General features: G+C 68.2%; 18 protein-coding genes. 6 read left to right on the top strand and 12 right to left on the bottom strand.

Annotated elements, in window-relative coordinates; genetic code table 11:
- Positions 1-16: 16 nt before the first annotated feature.
- From A5709_RS14725 to A5709_RS14715, 3 genes are read left to right on the top strand one after another with little or no spacing between them, the layout of a single operon-like run.
- The gene (locus A5709_RS14725) at positions 17-973 is read left to right on the top strand and encodes a hypothetical protein (protein ID WP_068120496.1); all 957 of its coding nucleotides are present in this window, start codon (positions 17-19) and stop codon (positions 971-973) included.
- Positions 970-1,299, top strand: a complete 330-nt coding sequence (locus tag A5709_RS14720) for a hypothetical protein (protein ID WP_068120490.1) — start codon at positions 970-972, stop codon at positions 1,297-1,299. The genes A5709_RS14725 and A5709_RS14720 overlap by 4 nt, the downstream gene beginning before the upstream one ends.
- Positions 1,296-3,149, top strand: coding sequence for a GMC family oxidoreductase N-terminal domain-containing protein (locus A5709_RS14715; RefSeq protein WP_068120488.1), 1,854 nt, complete (start codon positions 1,296-1,298; stop codon positions 3,147-3,149). Before A5709_RS14720 ends, A5709_RS14715 begins: the two co-directional genes overlap by 4 nt.
- On the opposite strand, the gene A5709_RS29270 is transcribed toward A5709_RS14715, so the two are convergent.
- The 4 genes from A5709_RS29270 to A5709_RS14695 all read right to left on the bottom strand — a co-directional run bounded on the left by A5709_RS29270 (position 3,097) and on the right by A5709_RS14695 (position 8,137).
- A complete protein-coding gene (locus A5709_RS29270) occupies positions 3,097-3,348 on the bottom strand; it encodes a hypothetical protein (protein ID WP_082953509.1) in 252 nt (83 codons plus the stop codon). The two genes, A5709_RS14715 and A5709_RS29270, sit on opposite strands and share 53 nt — an antisense overlap.
- A gap of 21 nt (positions 3,349-3,369) precedes the next feature.
- On the bottom strand, positions 3,370-4,608 hold the full coding sequence (locus A5709_RS29160; RefSeq protein WP_082974037.1) for a PPE family protein: 1,239 nt from the start codon (positions 4,606-4,608) through the stop codon (positions 3,370-3,372).
- A gap of 179 nt (positions 4,609-4,787) precedes the next feature.
- Complete coding sequence (locus tag A5709_RS14700; protein WP_068120485.1) at positions 4,788-7,718, bottom strand: RND family transporter; 2,931 nt, start codon at positions 7,716-7,718, stop codon at positions 4,788-4,790.
- Positions 7,715-8,137: an MmpS family transport accessory protein gene (locus A5709_RS14695; RefSeq protein WP_197520151.1), complete on the bottom strand. Its 423-nt coding sequence runs from the start codon at positions 8,135-8,137 to the stop codon at positions 7,715-7,717. Before A5709_RS14695 ends, A5709_RS14700 begins: the two co-directional genes overlap by 4 nt.
- A gap of 453 nt (positions 8,138-8,590) precedes the next feature.
- Here A5709_RS14695 and A5709_RS14690 point away from each other — a divergent pair, with 453 nt between their 5' ends.
- Positions 8,591-8,803, top strand: coding sequence for a ferric uptake regulation protein (locus tag A5709_RS14690; protein WP_067944766.1), 213 nt, complete (start codon positions 8,591-8,593; stop codon positions 8,801-8,803).
- Between the two features lie 31 nt (positions 8,804-8,834).
- On the opposite strand, the gene regX is transcribed toward A5709_RS14690, so the two are convergent.
- The 6 genes from regX to A5709_RS14660 form a co-directional block, all read right to left on the bottom strand.
- Positions 8,835-9,518, bottom strand: a complete 684-nt coding sequence (regX, locus tag A5709_RS14685) for a two-component sensory transduction protein RegX (protein ID WP_007167631.1) — start codon at positions 9,516-9,518, stop codon at positions 8,835-8,837.
- Entirely contained in the window at positions 9,515-10,735 is a 1,221-nt protein-coding gene (locus tag A5709_RS14680; protein ID WP_156673382.1) for a cell wall metabolism sensor histidine kinase WalK, read from the bottom strand. Before A5709_RS14680 ends, regX begins: the two co-directional genes overlap by 4 nt.
- Positions 10,736-10,887: 152 nt before the next feature.
- Positions 10,888-11,637, bottom strand: a complete 750-nt coding sequence (locus A5709_RS14675; protein ID WP_067944768.1) for a phosphoglyceromutase — start codon at positions 11,635-11,637, stop codon at positions 10,888-10,890.
- 10 nt (positions 11,638-11,647) lie between these two features.
- Positions 11,648-12,157, bottom strand: a complete 510-nt coding sequence (locus A5709_RS14670) for a YbjN domain-containing protein (RefSeq protein WP_068120483.1) — start codon at positions 12,155-12,157, stop codon at positions 11,648-11,650.
- The gene (mshA, locus tag A5709_RS14665; protein WP_068120482.1) at positions 12,154-13,425 is read right to left on the bottom strand and encodes a D-inositol-3-phosphate glycosyltransferase; all 1,272 of its coding nucleotides are present in this window, start codon (positions 13,423-13,425) and stop codon (positions 12,154-12,156) included. Before mshA ends, A5709_RS14670 begins: the two co-directional genes overlap by 4 nt.
- Before the next feature lie 60 nt (positions 13,426-13,485).
- Positions 13,486-14,736, bottom strand: a complete 1,251-nt coding sequence (locus A5709_RS14660; RefSeq protein ID WP_197520150.1) for an ROK family transcriptional regulator — start codon at positions 14,734-14,736, stop codon at positions 13,486-13,488.
- A gap of 245 nt (positions 14,737-14,981) precedes the next feature.
- Between A5709_RS14660 and A5709_RS14655 the strand changes: the two genes are divergently transcribed.
- Entirely contained in the window at positions 14,982-15,731 is a 750-nt protein-coding gene (locus A5709_RS14655; RefSeq protein WP_068011774.1) for an SDR family NAD(P)-dependent oxidoreductase, read from the top strand.
- On the opposite strand, the gene A5709_RS14650 is transcribed toward A5709_RS14655, so the two are convergent.
- Both A5709_RS14650 and A5709_RS14645 read right to left on the bottom strand, forming a co-directional pair.
- The gene (locus A5709_RS14650) at positions 15,715-17,088 is read right to left on the bottom strand and encodes an Ig-like domain-containing protein (protein WP_369827336.1); all 1,374 of its coding nucleotides are present in this window, start codon (positions 17,086-17,088) and stop codon (positions 15,715-15,717) included. The genes A5709_RS14655 and A5709_RS14650 overlap by 17 nt on opposite strands.
- A gap of 33 nt (positions 17,089-17,121) precedes the next feature.
- Entirely contained in the window at positions 17,122-18,219 is a 1,098-nt protein-coding gene (locus A5709_RS14645) for a UDP-N-acetylmuramate dehydrogenase (protein ID WP_068120477.1), read from the bottom strand.
- 26 nt (positions 18,220-18,245) lie between these two features.
- On the opposite strand from A5709_RS14645, the gene A5709_RS14640 reads away from it, so the two are divergent.
- On the top strand, positions 18,246-18,591 hold a 346-nt coding region (locus A5709_RS14640; protein ID WP_067944775.1), incomplete at its 3' end, for a DUF2505 domain-containing protein.

Below are 18,591 nucleotides of genomic sequence, written 5' to 3'. Positions count from 1 at the left end.
CCACGGAAGGTGAGGCATGGACGGCGAGATGCGATCGGCAGTGGCCCCGCGCTGGCGCGGCAAGGCCGGGCGCCTGGAAGTCTGGTACGCCACCCTCTCGGATCCGGTGACCCGCGCCGGGCTGTGGGTGCACTGCGAGACGGTGGCCCCGCTGTCCCGCGCCGAGGATGCCTACGCGCACGGTTGGGCCACCTGGTTCGCCCCCGACGGGCCACCCCGCACCGAGCGGTTCGGACCAGTGCCCGCTCGTCCGGCGACCGGCCCCTGGTGGTTCGACGCCGACGGCGTCCGCGTGGGCGACGAACGGCTGAGCGGACGCGCCGGATCACTCGCCTGGGATCTGTCGTGGGCCGACACCGGCGCACCGCTGTGGACGTTTCCCCGCGCCGCCTGGGAGCGCGAGCTGCTGCCGGGCGCCCAGGTCGTCCTCGCCCCCACCGCCGACTTCACCGGCTCACTGACCGTCAACGACGCCGCCGCGCGCATCGAGGGGTGGCGCGGCGGCGTCGCCCACATCTACGGCCACGGCAATGCCAAGCGCTGGGGATGGGTCCATGCCGACCTCGGCAATGGTGACGTGTGCGAAGCGGTCACCGCCGTGTCGCACAAGCCGGGCCTGAACAGGCTGGCACCGCTGGCGTTCATCCGGTTTCGCATCGACGGAAAGGACTGGCCCGCAAGCCGGCTGCCGTCACTGCGGATGCGGACGACGCTCGGTCTGGCGCACTGGCAGCTGGAGGGACGCATCGGCGGTCGCCGGGTGCTCATCCGGATCGACCAGCCGGCGGAGCGGTGCGTGAGCCTGCAATACACCGATCCCGACGGCGGCAAGGCGGTGTGCACCAACACCGAACAGGCCGACGTCCACATCGAGATCGATGACCGGCACTGGTCGGTGCTGGGCACCGGGCACGCCGAAGTGGGCCTGCGCGGTGCCGCGGCACCCGACGTCAACGAAAGGATTCCGACATGAGCTTTCTGCTGGACCCACCCCTGCTGTTTGCCTCCGGCGTGCTCATCGAGCGGCGGCTCCCCGCCGACCGTCGCGATGTCGCGGAGGCCGCCACACTGGGTGTCTTCTTCGGTGGGTCGTTCGGGTTGTACAACAACGTCCCCGGACTGGGGGTGTTGTGGCGGCCCTTCCGCGCCCGCAATGGCCGCGACTTCATGTGGAACAGCGGGGTTTTCAGCGTGAACACCGCTGAGGCGGACTGGCCCCTGCATGCCGCGGCGGGCGCGATCTTCGCCACCTATCCGTTCTTCATCAAGCTGGGCCGCCGGCTCGCGCGGGTGATATGAACCTGGTCGCGTCGTTCGGGAGCGCGCTCCTGCCCGAGGAATGCGGCGGCCCGCCACCGCCCGAGCTGACCGACCGCGTCGAGCGCTACCTGCGACAGCTGCCGACGACATCGCGGGTCGCGATGCGCGCCGGGATGCTCGCGCTGGCCGCGACGAGCTACGTCACCACCGGCCGGTCCCTGTCCCGCCTCGGACCCGACCGGCGCGCGCAGGTGGTGCAGCGGGTCGCCGCGCTGAGCCCGGACGCCGCTACGGCCGTCGAGGCCATGAAGGCGGTCGTGCTCTTGGCCAACGGCGCGGAAAACTATGCGCCGGAACTGCTTTCGCACGCCAAAGAGCACGGAACGGCCCGGCCCGACGCGACGTTGAACGTCGTCCCCTCGGCCGAGAGCCGTTCGGTCGTCACCGCGGACGCGGTGATTGTGGGCTCCGGTGCCGGCGGCGCGATGGTGGCCCGCACCCTGGCGCGGGCCGGACTGGACGTCGTCGTTCTCGAGGAGGGGCGCCGGTGGACCGTCGAGGAATTCCGCACCACGCATCCCATCGACCGCTATGCCGGGTTGTACCGCGGCGCCGGGGCCACCGTCGCCCTCGGACGTCCTTCGGTGGTGCTGCCCATCGGCCGGGCGGTCGGCGGCACCACGGTGGTGAACTCCGGCACCTGCTACCGCCCGCCGGCGGCCGTGCAGCGGCGCTGGCGTGACGAGTTCGGGCTTGCCCTGGCCGATTCCGACCGACTGACCGAGCGCCTCGCCGACGTCGAGCGCACGCTGCGGGTCGCCCCGGTGCCGCTGGAGGTCATGGGCCGCAACGGACGGCTGCTGCTGGATGCCGCCGCCACCCTGGGCTGGCGGGCGGCGCCCATTCCGCGCAACGCGCCCGGCTGCGAAGGGTGTTGCCAGTGTGCGATCGGCTGCCCCCGTAACGCCAAGTACGGCGTTCACCTCAACGCGCTGCCCGAGGCGTGCGCGGCAGGCGCGCGGATCATCTCCGATGCCCGCGTCGAGCGGGTGTTGCATCGGCATGGGCGCGCCCGGGGCGTGCGGGCCCGCCGGGCCGACGGCACGGCGCTGGACGTCCTGGCCGACACGGTCATCGTGGCGGCCGGCGCCACCGAAACGCCAGGGCTGTTGCGGCGCAGCGGCTTCGGTGCGCACCCGCGGCTCGGGCGCAACCTGGCGCTGCATCCGGCGACGATGCTGGCCGGGCGTTTCGAGGAAGACGTCGTCGCCTGGCACGGGGTGCTGCAGAGCGCCGCGGTTCACGAGCTGCACGAATCGCATGGCGTGTTGATCGAGGCGACCTCGACCCCACCGGGCATGGGCTCGATGGTCTTTCCCGGCTATGGCGCCGAGCTGCTCGGCTGGCTGGACCGGGCCCCGCGTGTCGCGACGTTCGGCGCCATGGTCGCCGACCGCGGCGCCGGTTCGGTGTCCTCGGTGCGCGGCGAAACGCTGGTGCGCTACAACATCTCTCGCGACGACATCGCCAAGCTCGTCGTCGCAATCGAGGCCATGGGCAGGCTGCTGTTCGCGGCGGGGGCGACCGAGGTGCTCACCGGTTTACCGGGCGCGATGACGGTGACCTCGCTGCCCGCCCTGCAGGACGCGCTGCGCCGCAGCGACCCGAAAGGCTTGCACCTGGCCGCTTTTCATCCGACCGGTACGGCCGCCGCGGGCGTCGACGCTCAGCTCTGCCCGGTCGACGAGACCGGGCGGTTGCGCGGCGTGGACGGCGTATGGGTCGCCGACGCCTCGATCCTGCCGAGCTGTCCGGAGGTCAATCCGCAGATGTCGATCATGGCGCTGGCGTTGGGCGTGGCGGACGAAGTGGTGGGCGCCCGCAGCTGATCGTGGCCATCAGTGCCTGTCGGAACGTGCGTCCCGGCGCGGAATCGACGCTCAAAGCCGTTGAGGGCAGCGCTGATTCGACCTCCCCGGCGATCGTGGTCCAGGCCCGCGGCACCGACAGCGGACCTAGCGAGGCCGCGTCGCCGGCCCCCGCGGACGGCGTGCCGACCCCGGACGACGGGTGAAACGGCCACCGCATGTCCCCTCCTGCCACGATCTGCTACCCCGAAGCGGCAGCTGCCACGTCGGCACCCGAAATGCCTTGCGCCCATTCCAACAGCCCATCCACGTCGAGCTGAGGTTGAATGCCCGCGGTGCCGGCAAGTCCGGGCCCGGCCAGCACACCTAACGGGGCCCCCAATGCGCCCGACGGGCCGGGGATGGGGGTGAGCGTGGCGACGCTGACGGTGCCGAACACGTTGGTGATGGAAGCGCCGGCGGGGCCGGCGAGGGCGGTGGCGGTGTTCCCGAACGTTTCGATGGCGACCTGTTCCCCGCCGACAACGGGAAGTGTGGCCGAGCCGTTCACGAGGCTAACCAGCACCTCCTGGAACGATCCCGGAGTGAGGACGAGTGGGGCGGAGTCGGCGGTGACGTCAACGCCGCTCGGGATCAGAACACCGCCCTCGGAACAGTCGATCAGCGTGTGAATGGTGCTGCCGGGGTTGACGATAACGGAGCCGAAGCTGATGAGATCGGTTCCGGACCCCGTGATCGTGATGGAGCCGCTGTTGACGTACATGCCGGTATTGGTGCCGATGGCGATGGTGTCACCCGCCGGGACGGAGACCGTTTCGCCCGGAGCCACGGGCGTGACGGTGTCGGCGGTCGCGGAGCTCAGGGTGTGCATCGTGGCGTTGGTCGAGACCACCTGCTGTGTGGCGTTGCCCGCGGTTTGAGACATCACCTGGGCCTGGGCGCCCGGACCTGCGGGGTTGGTGGTCTGCGGCGGCTCATCAAACGGGGTCAGGGTGCCGGCGGCCTCACACGCGGCCGCATAGCCGTACATCGCGGTGGCGTCCTGGACCCACATCTGCATGTATTGGGCTTCGGTGGCCGCGATCGCCGGGGTGTTCTGCCCGAAGAAATTGGTCGCGATCAGTGCCATCAATTGCGCCCGGTTGGCCGCGATCACCGGCGGCGGCACCGTCATCGCAAACGCCGCCTCGTAGGCCGCCGCTGCCGCGTAGGCCTGGACGCCGGTCTGGGCGGCCTGCGCCGCGGCAGTGGACAACCACTGCACATAGGGTGTGGCCGCCGCCGTCATCAGCAGCGACGAGGGGCCGGACCACGCCTGGCCGGTCAGCGCCGCCAGCTCGGCCGCGTAGCCACTGGCAGTGGACTCCAGCTGGGCGGCCAACGCGTCCCAACCCGCGGCGGCCGCCAGCATCGGCCCCGATCCCGGTCCTGCATACATCAGTCCGGAGTTGACCTCCGGAGGCAGCGAAGCAAAGTCCATGTCGGCTTCCTCTCCGCGGCGAGCAAGCGCGGTTTCCAACGGTCATAGAATAGTTTTTCAACGACCATAGAATAAGTCCAGCCGTGGTCGAGCGCCAGCGATTGCGGTAAACGGCGTGAAAATAAGCGGCGTCCCCGTCCGGCCCCCGAGGTGCGCCGCCGGCGAGTGGGCGTCGCCTGCTACGTCTGCGGCGGAGCCGCGTGGCGCGGTTGGTACAGGAGTGCGCGCACCAGCGGGCGCGGCCCGACGGAGCGAAGCATCTCGCTGGCCGGGCGGACCCGGACCCGCTTCGGCCACCAGAACCAGCGTCCCATCATGGTCATGATCGACGGCGTGATGAGCGATCGGACGACGAAGGTGTCGAACATCAGGCCGAGCCCGATCGTCGTGCCGAACTGGCCGATCGCGCGGAGATCGCTGGAGAGCATCGTGGCCATGGTCACGGCGAACACCACACCGGCCGCGGACACCACCGGGCCCGTCACGCCGACGCCGCGGATGAGTCCGGTGTTCAGGCCGGCCCCGATTTCCTCCTCGATCCGCGACACCAGCATCAAGTTGTAATCAGACCCCACCGCCAAGAGCACGATCAACGCGAATTCCGTTGCCACCCAGTGCAACTGGAAGTGGCACAGGTGTTGCCAGATCAATGTCGAGAATCCGAACGCTGCGCCTAGCGACAGCACGATCGTGCCGACGATGACGCCCGCTGCTACCAGGGCGCGGGTGACGATCACCATGATGATGAAGATCAGCACGATCGACGCCACCGCGGCGATCAGCAGGTCGTACCAGGCGCCGGTGGCGATGTCGTTGAATGTCGCGGCGGTGCCGCCGAGGTAGATGTCGGCGTTCTCCAGCGAGGTGAGCTTCAGCGCCTCCTTGGCCGCGTTGCGCTCTTGCTCGACGGACTTGATGCCTTCCGCGGTTGCCGGGTCTAGGGCGTGAGTGATGATGAAGCGCGCGGCCTTTCCGTCGGGCGACACCATCAGGCTCAACCCGAACTGGAAATCGGAGTTCTGGAAGATCTCCGGCGGCAGGTAAAACAGGCTTTCCACGCGAGCGTCGTTGAACGACTTACCCATCACAGCATTGGTGTCGGTCAGCCGGTCGAACTGGTCGATCAGACTGTTGAACGAGCTGTAGATGGTCAGCGTGGTATCCCGGATCGCCTTCGACACAGCGATGTTCTCCGGAATGATCGCCAACAATTCGCGCGTGGCCGCGGCCGTGTTGGTGAGATCGCCGGTGAGGGCGTGGAACTTCTCGGCGAGCTGATCAAACCCGTCCAAGGCATCGAACAGGCTACGCAGCGACCAGCAGATCGGGATGTCGTAGCAGTGCCTCTCCCAGTAGAAGTAGCTGCGGATCGGTCGCCAGAAGTCGTCGAAATCGGCGATGTGGTCGCGAATTTCGTCGGTGATGGCGGCGGTCTCCGCCGTGGTCTTTGCGCTGTCGTCCGTCGCGTTGGCGAGCTTCTGGGTGATCGCGTACTGGCGTTCCAGCAGGGAGATCTGGGTGTCGAGGAAACCGGTGATCTTCTTGATGTCGCCGACGCGGTCTCTCAGGTAGTTGAGGTTGTCACGGATCGGCGCGGTTTGCACGCTGAGCTGGAACGGAATTGACCCGTCTTCGATCGGTGGGCCGAGCGGTCGGGTGATGCTCTGCACCCGTTCGATGCCCGGCACCCGGAAGATGGCACTGGCAACCTTGTCCAGCACCAGCATGTCTCGGGGATTGCGCAGATCGTGGTCCGATTCGATCATCAGCAGGTCCGGGTTGAGGCGGGCCTGGGTGAAGTGCCGATCGGCCGCGTCGTAGGCCTGCACCGAGGCGGCGCTATGCGGCAGGTAGTAGAGGTCGTTGTAGCGCGGGGTGAAGCCCGCGAGACCAAGGGCGCCAACGATGGCAAGAATGACGGAAACGGCGAGGATGGGCGCCGGCCAGCGCACGATGGCCGTCGCCAGGCGGCGCCACCGGGTGTAGTTGAACTTGCGCTTGGGGTCCAAAAGACCGAAGCCGCTGGCGACTGCGATGAGAGCGGGCGTCAGCGTGACCCCGGCCGCCACCACCACCAGCAGACCTATCGCGCACGGGAACGCCAGCGAACTGAAGTAAGGCAGCCGAGTGAACTTCAAGCAGGCCAGCGCCCCAACAATGGTCAGACCCGAGCCCAGGACCACCTTGCTGACACCGGCGAAGGTGTCGTAATAGGCGGCTTCCCGGTCCAGACCGCGTTCACGGCCCTCCTGGTAGCGGCCCACCATGAAAATCGCGTAATCGGTACCCGCCGCGATCGCGAGTGAGGTCAGCAGGTTCACGGCGAAGGTCGACAACCCCATGACGCCGGTTTCGCCCAGCAGCGACACCACGCCGCGGCCGGCCGCGAGTCCCACGAAGAGGATCACCATGGTCAGCAACACGGTGCTGATGGACCGGTAAACGAACATCAGCATGATCGCGATGATGACGACCGTGATGATCGTGATCTTGGCCAGGCTCTTGTCACCGACAACGATCACGTCGGCGGTCAGCGCTCCCTGGCCCGCGACGTAGGCCTTGACGCCGGCGGGCGGCGTGGAGTCCGCGACGATCTTGCGCACCGCGGCAACGGATGCGTCGCCGACCGCTCCTCCCTGATCGCCTTTGAGGTTGACCTGGACGTAGGCGGCCTTATGGTCGTAGCTCTCCACACCTGAGGACGTGAAGCGCTGTCCCCAGAAGTTCAGCGCGTGCTCGACGTGTTCGTGGTCGGCCTGGATCTTTTTGACTAGGTCGTCGTAGAACCGGTGCGCGTCCTCGCCGAGCGGTTTATCACCGACCAGGGTGACCAGGACGAGGTTGTCCGAGTCGTACTCCTTGAACTTCTCGCCGATGTGCTTCATCCCGGTGACCGACGGTGCGTCGGACGGTGAGAGCGGAACGGAGATCTCCTCGGCAACCTTCTCCAACTGTGGGACGAAGACGTTGACGCCGACCGCGATCAGCACCCAGCAGACGACGATCGGCAGCGCCAGGACGCGGACGGCGCGGGCGATGCGCGGCTTGTGCTCGACTTCCGTGGGTTGTGCGACGGGTATTTCGTCGGTGTCGCTGGTGTTGTCGGTCATGCGGACTTGTCCAGGCAGGAGACCTGCGCATTGCGCGTCTCGGCTTGCCGTTGATCGACCAATTTGCCGTCGACCGTGATCCGGCAGCCGATGGAGGGGCTGTCACCTTGCGCGACGACGTAGGCGAAGATGCCGGGCATCTGGGCGACGATCGTCGTCGACCACGGCAACGTGGTGAAGTTGGCCTTCTGCGGTTGCGCGTCGGCATCCATCCAGTTGACGACGCCGGTGGTCCCGGGTGGCCCCAGGATTTCGTAGACGGCGGTCTTGGCGGCGTACGGCGGGGTCGCATCCCGCGGATCGGGCTTGGGCAGGCCGGGCCCCGGGAAAACGCCGTTGAGACGGTCCACCGCGACGCCGCCGATGATCACCGCCACCGCCACGACCACGGGAACCCATGCCCGCTTGAGCAGCGTCAACACCGTTCCCCCCGATCACCATTGCCCAACGGGCCGATGCTAAGGCACTTCATCTGTTCGAGCATTTCGTCGCGTGCGCCACGGCTACCCCGAACGCCAACGCCGCCGGATTAATTCCTGCGGCACCCCGGCCGCGCCCACGGCCACGCCGCCGCTCGTCGTACCCGCCCGGACACCCGGCCGGCGTCGCGGTGATAGAACGGCCTGCGCCGCAAGCCATTCCGCCGCGAACCGCCGATCTACCGCCTATTGACCTGTCACACCGCCGATTTCATGGAAATGACCGCGCCGGTGGTGTCGAACCGCGGCGAGACCAACAACGGACGACGGCCGAGTTAGTTTCAAAAAGTAATTCGCTGAAGGAGGGAATTGTCGGTTGAATTGCCCACCTGGCGATTGTGCGGAATGCGGAAATCGGCACCGATCAAGGGGCGCCGAGCGTACCCTGGCGACATGGCTACCAAGGTCAGGACCTGCGTGCATTGCGGCCACACGTTCGATCCCAATGACCGACCGCGCGACTTGTCCGACCCCGATTGGCTTCCGGCCGCGTCAATTTATTGTTCGCATGAATGCAGCGACCGGTTCCATTGCGAAATGACGCATTGCTGCTCGACCCATGCGAAAAAGAAGGGCCATCGCGAGGCCGCCAAGGCGGCGCGATAATCCGCGCTTCGACCGAATCGAGAGACTGGGTCTAGCCCTCGAGCTTGTAGCCCAGCCCGCGCACGGTCACCAGGTGGACCGGGTTGGCCGGGTCGGCTTCGATCTTGGACCGCAACCGCTTGACGTGGACGTCGAGCGTCTTGGTGTCGCCGACGTAATCAGCGCCCCATACCCGGTCGATCAGCTGTCCGCGCGTCAGCACCCGACCGCTGTTGCGCATCAGGTACTCCAGCAGGTCAAACTCCTTGAGCGGCAACGTGATTGTGTCGCCGTTGACGGAGACGACGTGTCGCTCGACGTCCATCCGCACCGGGCCGGATTCGAGCACACCGTCGCTGATTTCGGAATCGTCGTCACCGCCGCGGCGGAGCACCGCGCGGATCCGGGCGATCAACTCGCGCGCGGAATACGGCTTGGTCACATAGTCATCGGCGCCCAGCTCTAACCCGACGACCTTGTCGATCTCGCTGTCCCGTGCGGTCACCATGATCACCGGCACGCTGGAACGAGCGCGCAGCTGCTTGCACACGTCGGTCCCCGACATCCCGGGCAGCATCAGATCGAGCAGCACGATGTCGGCGCCGCCACGGTCGAACTCGGCCAGCGCGGCTTGCCCATCGGTTACGACCGTGGCCTCGAAGCCCTCCTTGCGCAACAGGAATGCCAGCGGATCGGCCAGCGACTCCTCGTCTTCCACGATCAAGACACTGGTCATCGACTTAGTTCTTCCTCTCGTTGTGACCTGTTGGGCCGCACGTCGCGACCCTGCGGTTGCTCGGGTTGTTCGTCATTGTCGGTGTAGGCCGGAATAGACAGCGTGAATGTCGATCCGGTCCCCGGCTTGCTCCACACGCCGATGCTGCCGTTGTGATTGGCCGCGACGTGTTTGACGATGGCCAGGCCCAGCCCGCTGCCGCCAGTGGCGCGCGAGCGTGCCTTGTCCCCCCGGAAGAACCGCTCAAAGACCCGCTCCTGGTCCTCCAACGCGATCCCGATGCCACGGTCGGTGACGGCGATCTCGATATTGTCGCCGCGGCGCCGGCGGCTGATCGAGACCGGCGAACCGGGCGGCGAATAGGCGATCGCGTTGGACACCAGGTTGGCCAGCGCGGTGACCAGAAGCGTCTCGTCGCCCAGCACCCGCAAGCCGCTGGGCGCATCCGTGCGAACCTCGATATGCGCGTTGTCGGCGGCCACCTTGTGGCGTGAAATCGCCTCGGACACAACGGTATCGACGTCGACCTCGGTGACGTTGGGTAGCCGCTCCGCGCCTTGCAGCCGGGACAGCTCGATCAGCTCGGCGACCATGTCCCCCAGCCGGTTGGCTTCGACGAGCACCTTTTCGGCAAAGCGGCGAACGGTTTCGGGGTCGTCCGCGGACGCCAATAGGGCCTCGGCCAGCAGGGCCATGGCGCCGACCGGGGTCTTGAGCTCGTGGCTGACGTTGGCCACGAAATCACGCCTGGTCGCTTCCATGCGCGCATAGTCGGACTGGTCGTGGGCGAATACCACGGCGAACCGGCGGTCCTCTTCGCTAAGCAGCCGGGCCTGCCCGTGCACCGATAGCCCGGACCGCCCCGCCGCGCGTTTGGCCGGCCGCAGGTCGAATTCAACATCGACCCCGCTCAGCGCCTGCTGGGCCGCCTCCCACGCCTGGTCGTCAAGCTGCCGGTCGCGCACCAGGCCCAGTTCCCTGGCCCGATCGTTGAGGTAGACGACATCACGGTGGGAATCCACCACCGCGACTCCAAGCGGCATCAGCGCGACGATGCGTTGCAGCATCTGCGCGACGGTGATCCCGGTCCATTCGGTGCTCGCCCGCTGACGGCGGCGGGCGGCTTTCGGAGACAGCCGGGTCCCGGCTGCTACCCCTATGGCCAGCCCCAGCACGGACAAGACCCCGGCCAGCAACAGCGCCGAGAACACAGTCACATAGCAAATCCTACAAATCTTCCTGAACGCCGCCCTAGCGGAACGAGGCCAAAATCGGACAAGTCACACTTTGCGCTTCAGGTGTTCCACTTCCGTTAACGCGATGTTCGGCAAACAGGCCTTTAAAACTCGCAATGGCGCCGCGGCCGGCGTTACCCGCGTCCCTGGCTGGCAACCGCCGCCGCACCCGCCGCGGCCGCCTCCGGGTCCAGGTAGGTGCCACCCGGCACCACCGGCCGCAGGTCGGCGTCCAGGTCGTAGCGGAGCGGGACCCCGGTCGGGATGTTCAGCCCGACGACGTCGTCGTCGGACATCCGGTCGAGGTATTTGACCAGGGCTCGCAGTGAGTTGCCGTGCGCGACGATCAACACCGTTTTGCCACTGCGCAAGTCCGGGACGATGACGTCGGTGAAGTACGGCAGGAACCGGACCACCACGTCAGCCAGGCATTCGGTCAGCGGGCCGCCGCCGATGTTCGCGTACCGGGGGTCGGCGTCCTGGCTGAATTGGCTGCCCTTCTCGATCGGTGGCGGCGGCGTGTCGTAGCTGCGCCGCCAGGCCATGAACTGCTCGTCGCCGTAGCGTGCCTTGGTCTCGGCCTTGTCCAGGCCCTGCAGCGCCCCGTAGTGGCGTTCGTTGAGCCGCCAGCTGCGCCGCACCGGGATCCACAGCCGATCGACGGCGTCCAGCGTCAGGTGCGCGGTGGTGATCGCTCGGCGCAGCAACGAGGTGTAGAGCACGTCGGGCAACAGGTTCTGCTCGGCCAGCAGCTCGCCGCTGCGCACCGCCTCGGCCCGGCCCTTTTCGGTCAGCCCGACATCCACCCAACCGGTGAACAGGTTCAGGGCATTCCAGTCGCTCTCGCCGTGGCGCAGCAGCACCAGCGTGGCAGTGTCTCCCATGCCGGCTAGCTTATTCGTCGTCCTCGTCGATCAAATGAGCGAACGCCTCAAGGTTCTTCAGCGACTCCCCGCGCGACACCCGCCACTCCCACTCTTTCTGTATCGACGAGCGAAAACCCAACTCCAACAACGTATTAAAGTCCGAATCCACCGCTTCGAGCACCTGCCCGAGCACTCGGTCGATCTCGTCGGCGTCCACCGACGCCAGCGACATGCGGCCCACCAGGTAGATGTCGCCGACCTTGTCCAACGTGTAAGCCACCCCGTAGAGGCGGCGGTTCCGCTTGAGCAGAAAGCGGTAGACGCCCTCGTGGTTCTCGTCGGGCTTGCGGCACACGAACGCCTCGACGCGCACTGAGTGCTCGCCGACGCTCAAGATGGTGTTGGTCTTGAGTTTGCGTTCGCCGGGCAGTTCCACCACCAGGCCGGACAAGCCGCCGTGCGCCCCCTCGTGTTTCGAGTACTCCAGGCCGCTCGCCCGCAGCGCGTCCTCGATCACCTGCTCGACGGTGGACGTCATGCGCCCACGCCGCTTCGCTCGGCGGTGTAGGCGCGGATCGCGCGCCGATAGCTGGCCAGCAGCGCGTCGGTGGTGTTGTCCCAGGAAAACGTGGCCGCGTGCTCGGCGGCCGCGCGCCTCATCGCCTCGGCCTGTGGCGCGCGCAGCCGCAGCACCCGGTCCAGGGCGTTCGCCCACTGATCGACGTCGTGGCCGGACACCAGCGTGCCGGTGGTTCCGTCGCGCACGGCCACCGGCAGACCGCCGACCGCGGCCGCCACCACTGGCGTCCCACACGCCTGAGCCTCGACGGCCACCAGGCCGAACGACTCGGAGTAGCTGGGCACGGCGACCAGGCTGGCGGCCTGAAACAGAGTGGCCAGGTCCGTGCGGGATTGCGGGGGCAGGAAGGTCACCCGCGCCGCGATGCCGAGTTCGTCGGCCAGCCGCCGCAGCCCGTCCGGGGACGCCATGCCGCTGCCCGACGGACCGCCGGCCACCACGATGCGCACGCCCGGCAATTTCGCGGCCGCGCGCAGCACGATGTCGGGTGCCTTCAGCGGCTGGATCCGCCCGACGAAGGCCACCACGTCCTCGTCGAGCGGTAACCCCAGCGCGGCCCGGGCCGCCCGGCGGTCACCCGGGCGGAACACCTCGAGATCCACTCCCGGGTGGACGACATCGATGCGCGCCGGGTCGGCGCGGTGGATGGAGATCAGTTGTCTGGCTTCATCGTCGGTGTTGACGATCAGGCGGTCCGCCTCGTCGACGACCTGCTGCTCACCGACCGTGCGCAGCGGCGGCTCGGGCGCGTCACCCGCGGCCAGCGCCGCGTTCTTGACCGCGGCGAGCGTGTGCGCGGTGTGCACCAGCGGCACCGCCCAGCGGTCGCGGGCCAGCCAGCCGACCTGCCCGGACAACCAATAGTGCGAGTGCACGATGTCGTAGTAACCCGGTTCGTGCGAAGCTTCCGCGCGCAGCACCCCGGCGGCGAACGCACACAACTGGGTGGGCAGGTCGTATTTGTCCAAGCCCTCGAACGGCCCCGCCACCACGTTGCGCACCAGCACGCCGGGCGCCACCCGCGCGACGGGAGGGTCGGCGGACGCGGTGGCCCGGGTGAAGATCTCCACCTCGATGCCGCGCCGCGCCAGGTGCAGCGCCGTCTGCAGCACGTAGACGTTCATGCCCCCGGCGTCGCCGGTTCCCGGCTGGGCCAATGGTGAGGTGTGCACCGCCAATACGGCGACGCGGCGCGGTTTCAGCCGGAATACGTCGTCGTGCCGCACTCTGTCATCTTTACCAGGAAGCTCCGTTCACCAGCGCAACGCCCAGCACATGGCTTCGCGCTAAGCGGAAGACTCGTCGACATCGACGTCGCGCAGCCGCGGATTCAGCGCCCCGGCCCGCCGCATCGCCCCGAGCGGATCGGCGTAGAGCCCGCCCAGCGACACGGTCCCCGCACCCGCCTCCTGCACCCGGTTTCCGAAGACGGTGACGCGGACGTCGCGCGGCGGCAACACCGAGCGCTCGGCGAAGGCCGCCTCCACGTGCTCCATCGCCTCGGGGTACTCGGTGAAGGCCTGGCCACCGACCACCAGTTCGTCGGGGTTGAGCATGTCGCGCAGCAACGCCACCGCCTCCCCGAGCACCCGCCCCCGCTCGTTCAGCAATTCTCTCGCCTGCTCGTTGCCGGCGCGGGCCAGCCGGAGCAGGTCGGCGATGCCGGCGGCGGGCGCGTTGGGCCGGCTCGGGGAAGCGAACGGCAGGACTCGCAGCCGCCGGGCGGCGGCCAGCACCGCCTCGTCGCTGACGGTGGATTCCAGTTGGCCGGTGCCGCCCAGCAGCTCGGAGTGGACGGGCAGCGTCGCGATGGTGCCGGGACCGCTGGCCGGGCAGTGCACCCGTCCGCCGATCACCAGCGCGTAGCCCACGGTCTCGCGGGCATAGACATACAGACTGGTGGGCGAGCTGGGCAGGAAGCGCCGCATGCCGAGCAGCAGCTCGGCCCCGGCCATGGCGTCGACGTGCGAGGCCACCGACACGGGCAGTCCCAGCGCGTCAGCCAGCACCGGGCCGACCGGCGCCTGCCGCCAACCGAGCCGCGGGTGGTCGACGTGACCGGTCGCGCTGTCGACGGTCCCGCCGATCGCGACACCGACCCACAGCGGGCGGCGCCGATGCCAGCGCCGCAGATAACGAGCGGCGCTTTCGGCCAGCGACGCCAGCGCCGGCCCGGCCGGGCTGAGCGGTGTCGGCGTCTCAACGGTGTCGAGCGTGCGACCGAACAGGTCGGTGGCCACGATGCTGGTGGTCCGCGCGCCGATGTGGATGCCCAGCGTCACGAATGGTTCGTGGTTGACCTCGACCGGCACGCGTGGGCGTCCGATCGCGCCGGAGACGGCCAGGTCGGCGCGTTCCCGCAACAGCCCGGCGTCGAGCAGGGCGATGACCTGACGGTTGACCGTCGCGATGCTCAGCGAGGTGACGCCGGCGATGACGTCACGCCCGACCGGGCCGCGCAATCGGACCGCCCGGAAAACCGAGGCCGCCGCCGAGTCGGCGATGTGCAGTGCCGGCGGCACGATCTGACGACGCACCGACCGGTGACCCTTGTAGCTGGCACGGGTGGGCGAATGATGAGTCTGGGTGAGGGTATTCGAGCGCACGAGCGTCCTTTGTCCGATTTTTGTTGGCCGTCACTGGCCACACCTGAAAAGTCAGGAGCGGCAAAGTGCGCGACAACAACACGCACCCGCCGCGCAAAGACACGCGGTGGTGGTGGTGCTGGACAGGGCGCTGAGGTGCACGAAGAAAATTTAGCACGCTCACTAAGGTTGTTTCTATGGTTGGAAATGTCAGGAATGAACGGGTCGCGGTGGTCACGGGCGCCAGCTCGGGAATCGGGGAGGCGACGGCCCAGACCCTTGCTGCGCAGGGCTTTCACGTGGTGGCGGTGGCGCGCCGGGCGGACCGGATCAACGCCTTGGCACGGGAGATCGGCGGAACCGCCATTGTGGCTGACGTCACAGACGACGCGGCGGTCGCCGCTCTCGCCGACGAGCTGGCCCGGGTGGACGTGCTGGTCAACAACGCCGGCGGTGCCCGCGGGCTGGCACCGGTCGCCGATTCGGACTTCGAGCACTGGCGGTGGATGTGGGAGACCAACGTGATGGGCACGCTGCGGGTCACCCGGGCGCTGCTGCCCAAGCTCATCGACTCGGGCGACGGCCTGATCGTCACGGTGACTTCGGTTGCGGCACTTGAGGTTTACGACGGCGGCGCCGGGTACACGGCGGCCAAACACGCCCAGGGAGCGCTGCACCGCACGCTGCGCGGCGAGCTGCTGGGTAAGCCGGTGCGGCTGACCGAGATCGCGCCTGGCGCGGTCGAGACCGAGTTTTCGCTGGTTCGCTTCGACGGCGATCAACAGCGCGCCGACGCCGTCTACACCGGCCTCACCCCGCTGGTTGCTGCCGATGTCGCCGAGGTGATCGGCTTCGTTGCTTCGCGGCCGTCCCACGTGGACCTCGACCTGATCGTCATGAAGCCACGCGATCAGGCGTCGGCCACCCGGTTCAACCGCCGGGGCTAGTCGCCGGGCTCGAGGAGGTGGTCGCCGTCGTGGGCGTGCCGGACAGGCTCGGCGCGGTCGACGGCGTAACCGGCGCGGTCACCGGAATCTGCGTGGACGGCGGGTGCGCGGTGGGAGGCGGGAGCGCCGACATGGCGACCCAGGTGTCCCAGTCGACGGCCCAGTCCCAGAGGTCACCGTCGGAGTAGGACAGCTGGATCGAGCTGCCGGTCACCTCGACCGGGTCGCCGTACATCGCCGACTGGAAGTACTGCTCGGCGTCGCCGGTAGACAGGTTGATGCAGCCGTTGGTGACGTTGCTGTTGCCCTGCGCGCCCGAGCTGGCCGGGTTGGCGTGGATGAACTCGCCGTTGTTGGAGATCCGCACCGCCCAACGTTCGTGCACATGGCTGTAGCCGGCCGCCGGGTTGGACATGTAGAAGTCGGCGTACTTCTCGGTGACCACGTGGATGCCGTTACGGGTGACGTTGCGCGCCTTGTCGGCCTCGCCGTAGCTGCACGGGAAGTCCATGATGACGCCCTCGTCCCTGACCACCTGAATGCGGTGCGAGGTGACCTCGGCCTTCACCACCTGCCGGCGGCCGATCTGGATGTTCAGCGAAATGTCCTCGGCCCCGTACGCGCTGTCTCCGAATGGCAGGCCGTACAACTTGGCGTCGACGTTGACGGTCGTGCCCGCGGGGTAGTACTCGCGCGTGCGCCAGTGCACCCGGGCGCCCTGCGCCTCGTCGGGCAGCCACGCCCAGCTGCCCTCGACGGGCGGGTTCGTGGTGACGGTCAGCGCCTTCTCGACGGCGGCCTTGTCGCTGATCGGCGCGTCGAATTGGATGATGATCGGCGCCGCCACCCCGACGGTCTGGCCGTCGGCCAACTGGAACGCCCCACCGATCTTCTTGGTGGGAGACACCGTGGTGAACTTGCCGGTCACCGGGATCGCCTTGCCGTCGTGCCCGACGGCCGAGCCGCTCCACGTATAGGTCGCGTCGTAGCCCAGCGGCTCGGTGGTGGTGTAGACCGTGCGGTCGGAGTTGAACTTGCCCGCCACGGGCTTGCCCGCCGAATTCGTCAGCGCCACGTGCTGGAACCAGCCGTCGCTGATCTGGACGCTGACCGGCGCGATCGGCACCACGTTTTCGGTCGCATCGGCCGGCTGAAACTTCAGCTGCGCCGCCGGCTGCTCCTTCTTCTCGGCCTGCTTGCCCGTGGTGCCGCCACACGCGGCCAACAGGCCGGGGGCGAAAACCCCCAGTCCGAGGGTCGCCAAAGCCACACGCCGGTTGATCGGCGGCGGGCGGTGCGACGTGTTCACGAAAGTCAAAGATACCGGGCAAAATCCACCAACCCTGCCGCGACAAATCGGGCCCGGTGCGGTCTTTGGCAGGATTCGGAGCTATAGCCTGCACCCGAGCAGGACCGGCTCGGGTTCCAATGTGACACCAAACACATCACGAACCCCGTCGCGGATGACGCGGGCCAGCGCGATCACCTCGTCGGCGGTGGCGCCGCCGCGGTTGGTCAGCGCCAGCGCGTGCTTGGTGGACAGCCGGCATCGGGCCGCAGGATCGTCGGGATAACCCTTGGCGAAGCCGGCCCGCTCCACCAGCCAGCCCGCGGCCAGCTTGACGCCGTCCGGCGCGGGGTAGTGCGGAACCGGCCCCTGGACGCTCGCGGCCAGCCGCTCGTACACCTCGGGCGCGACCACCGGGTTGGTGAAGAACGACCCCACGCTCCAGGTGTCGTGGTCGTCCGCGTCGAGCACCATGCCCTTGCGGCCCCGCAGCGTCAGCACCGCCTCGCGGACCGCCGACGGATCCGCCCGCTCGCCGCCGCTCAACCCCAACGCGGCGGCCAGTTCGCCGTAGCGCAGCGGCGCACTGCGGCCCGACGCGTCCAGGGCGAACTCGACTTCCAGTACGACCCAAGGGGTTTCGGGCGCGGCCCGCTTGAACACGCTGGTGCGGTAGCCGAAGCCGAGCTCGCCGCCCGGCACCCAGCGCACCTGCCCGCTGCCGCGGTCGAGTATCCGGACCCGGGTGATGGTGTCGGATACCTCCGCACCGTAGGCCCCGACGTTTTGCACCGGGGTGGCCCCGGCCGACCCCGGGATCCCGGACAGGCATTCCAGTCCGCCCAGACCGTGCTCGATGGCGCTGACCACGACGTCGTCCCACACCGCGCCCGCCTCCGCGCGCACCAGGCCGCCGTCGATGGTGATGGCGCTGTTGGCCAACCGCACGGCGGTCAGGTCGGCGCACATATCGGCGATCACCAGGTTCGACCCGCCGGCGAACACCAACACCGGGGCCTGTTCTCCCCCACGGCTTTCGGCGTCCAGCTCCCGCACCGTCGCGATCACCTGTTCGGTGCTGGCGCAGGTGATCAGGCGGCGCGCGACCGGCCCCACCCGCAACGTCGTCAGCGGCGCGAGCGGGACCGCCTCGGCGACATGCGCGCCGGCGAATGTTGAACCGGCATCGCTGGATTTCATGGCCCGTAACGGTAGCCTCACCTGCTATGCCGCGTTCATTCGACTTGTCGGCCGACTACGACGGCAGCGTTGAAGAGGTGCATCGGGCGTTCACGGACGAGACCTATTGGCGGGCACGGCTGGCCGGGTCCGGTGTCGACCTCGCCACGCTGGAATCGATGCGGGTCGGCGGTGAAACCGGGGACGACGACACCGTCGAGGTCGTCACCGTGCAGGTAATCCACAGTCACAAGCTGCCGGGGATGGTCACGCAGTTGCACAGCGGCGACCTGCGCATCAGGCGCGAGGAGATCTGGGGGCCGGTCGCGGACGGCGCCGCGCAGGGTTCGGTCCTCGGGTCGATCTTGGACGCGCCGGTGAATCTGAAGGGCA

Source organism: Mycobacterium sp. E1386 (assembly GCF_001672745.1).
Lineage (GTDB): Bacteria > Actinomycetota > Actinomycetes > Mycobacteriales > Mycobacteriaceae > Mycobacterium.
This window is presented reverse-complemented; position numbering and strand designations above follow the sequence as displayed.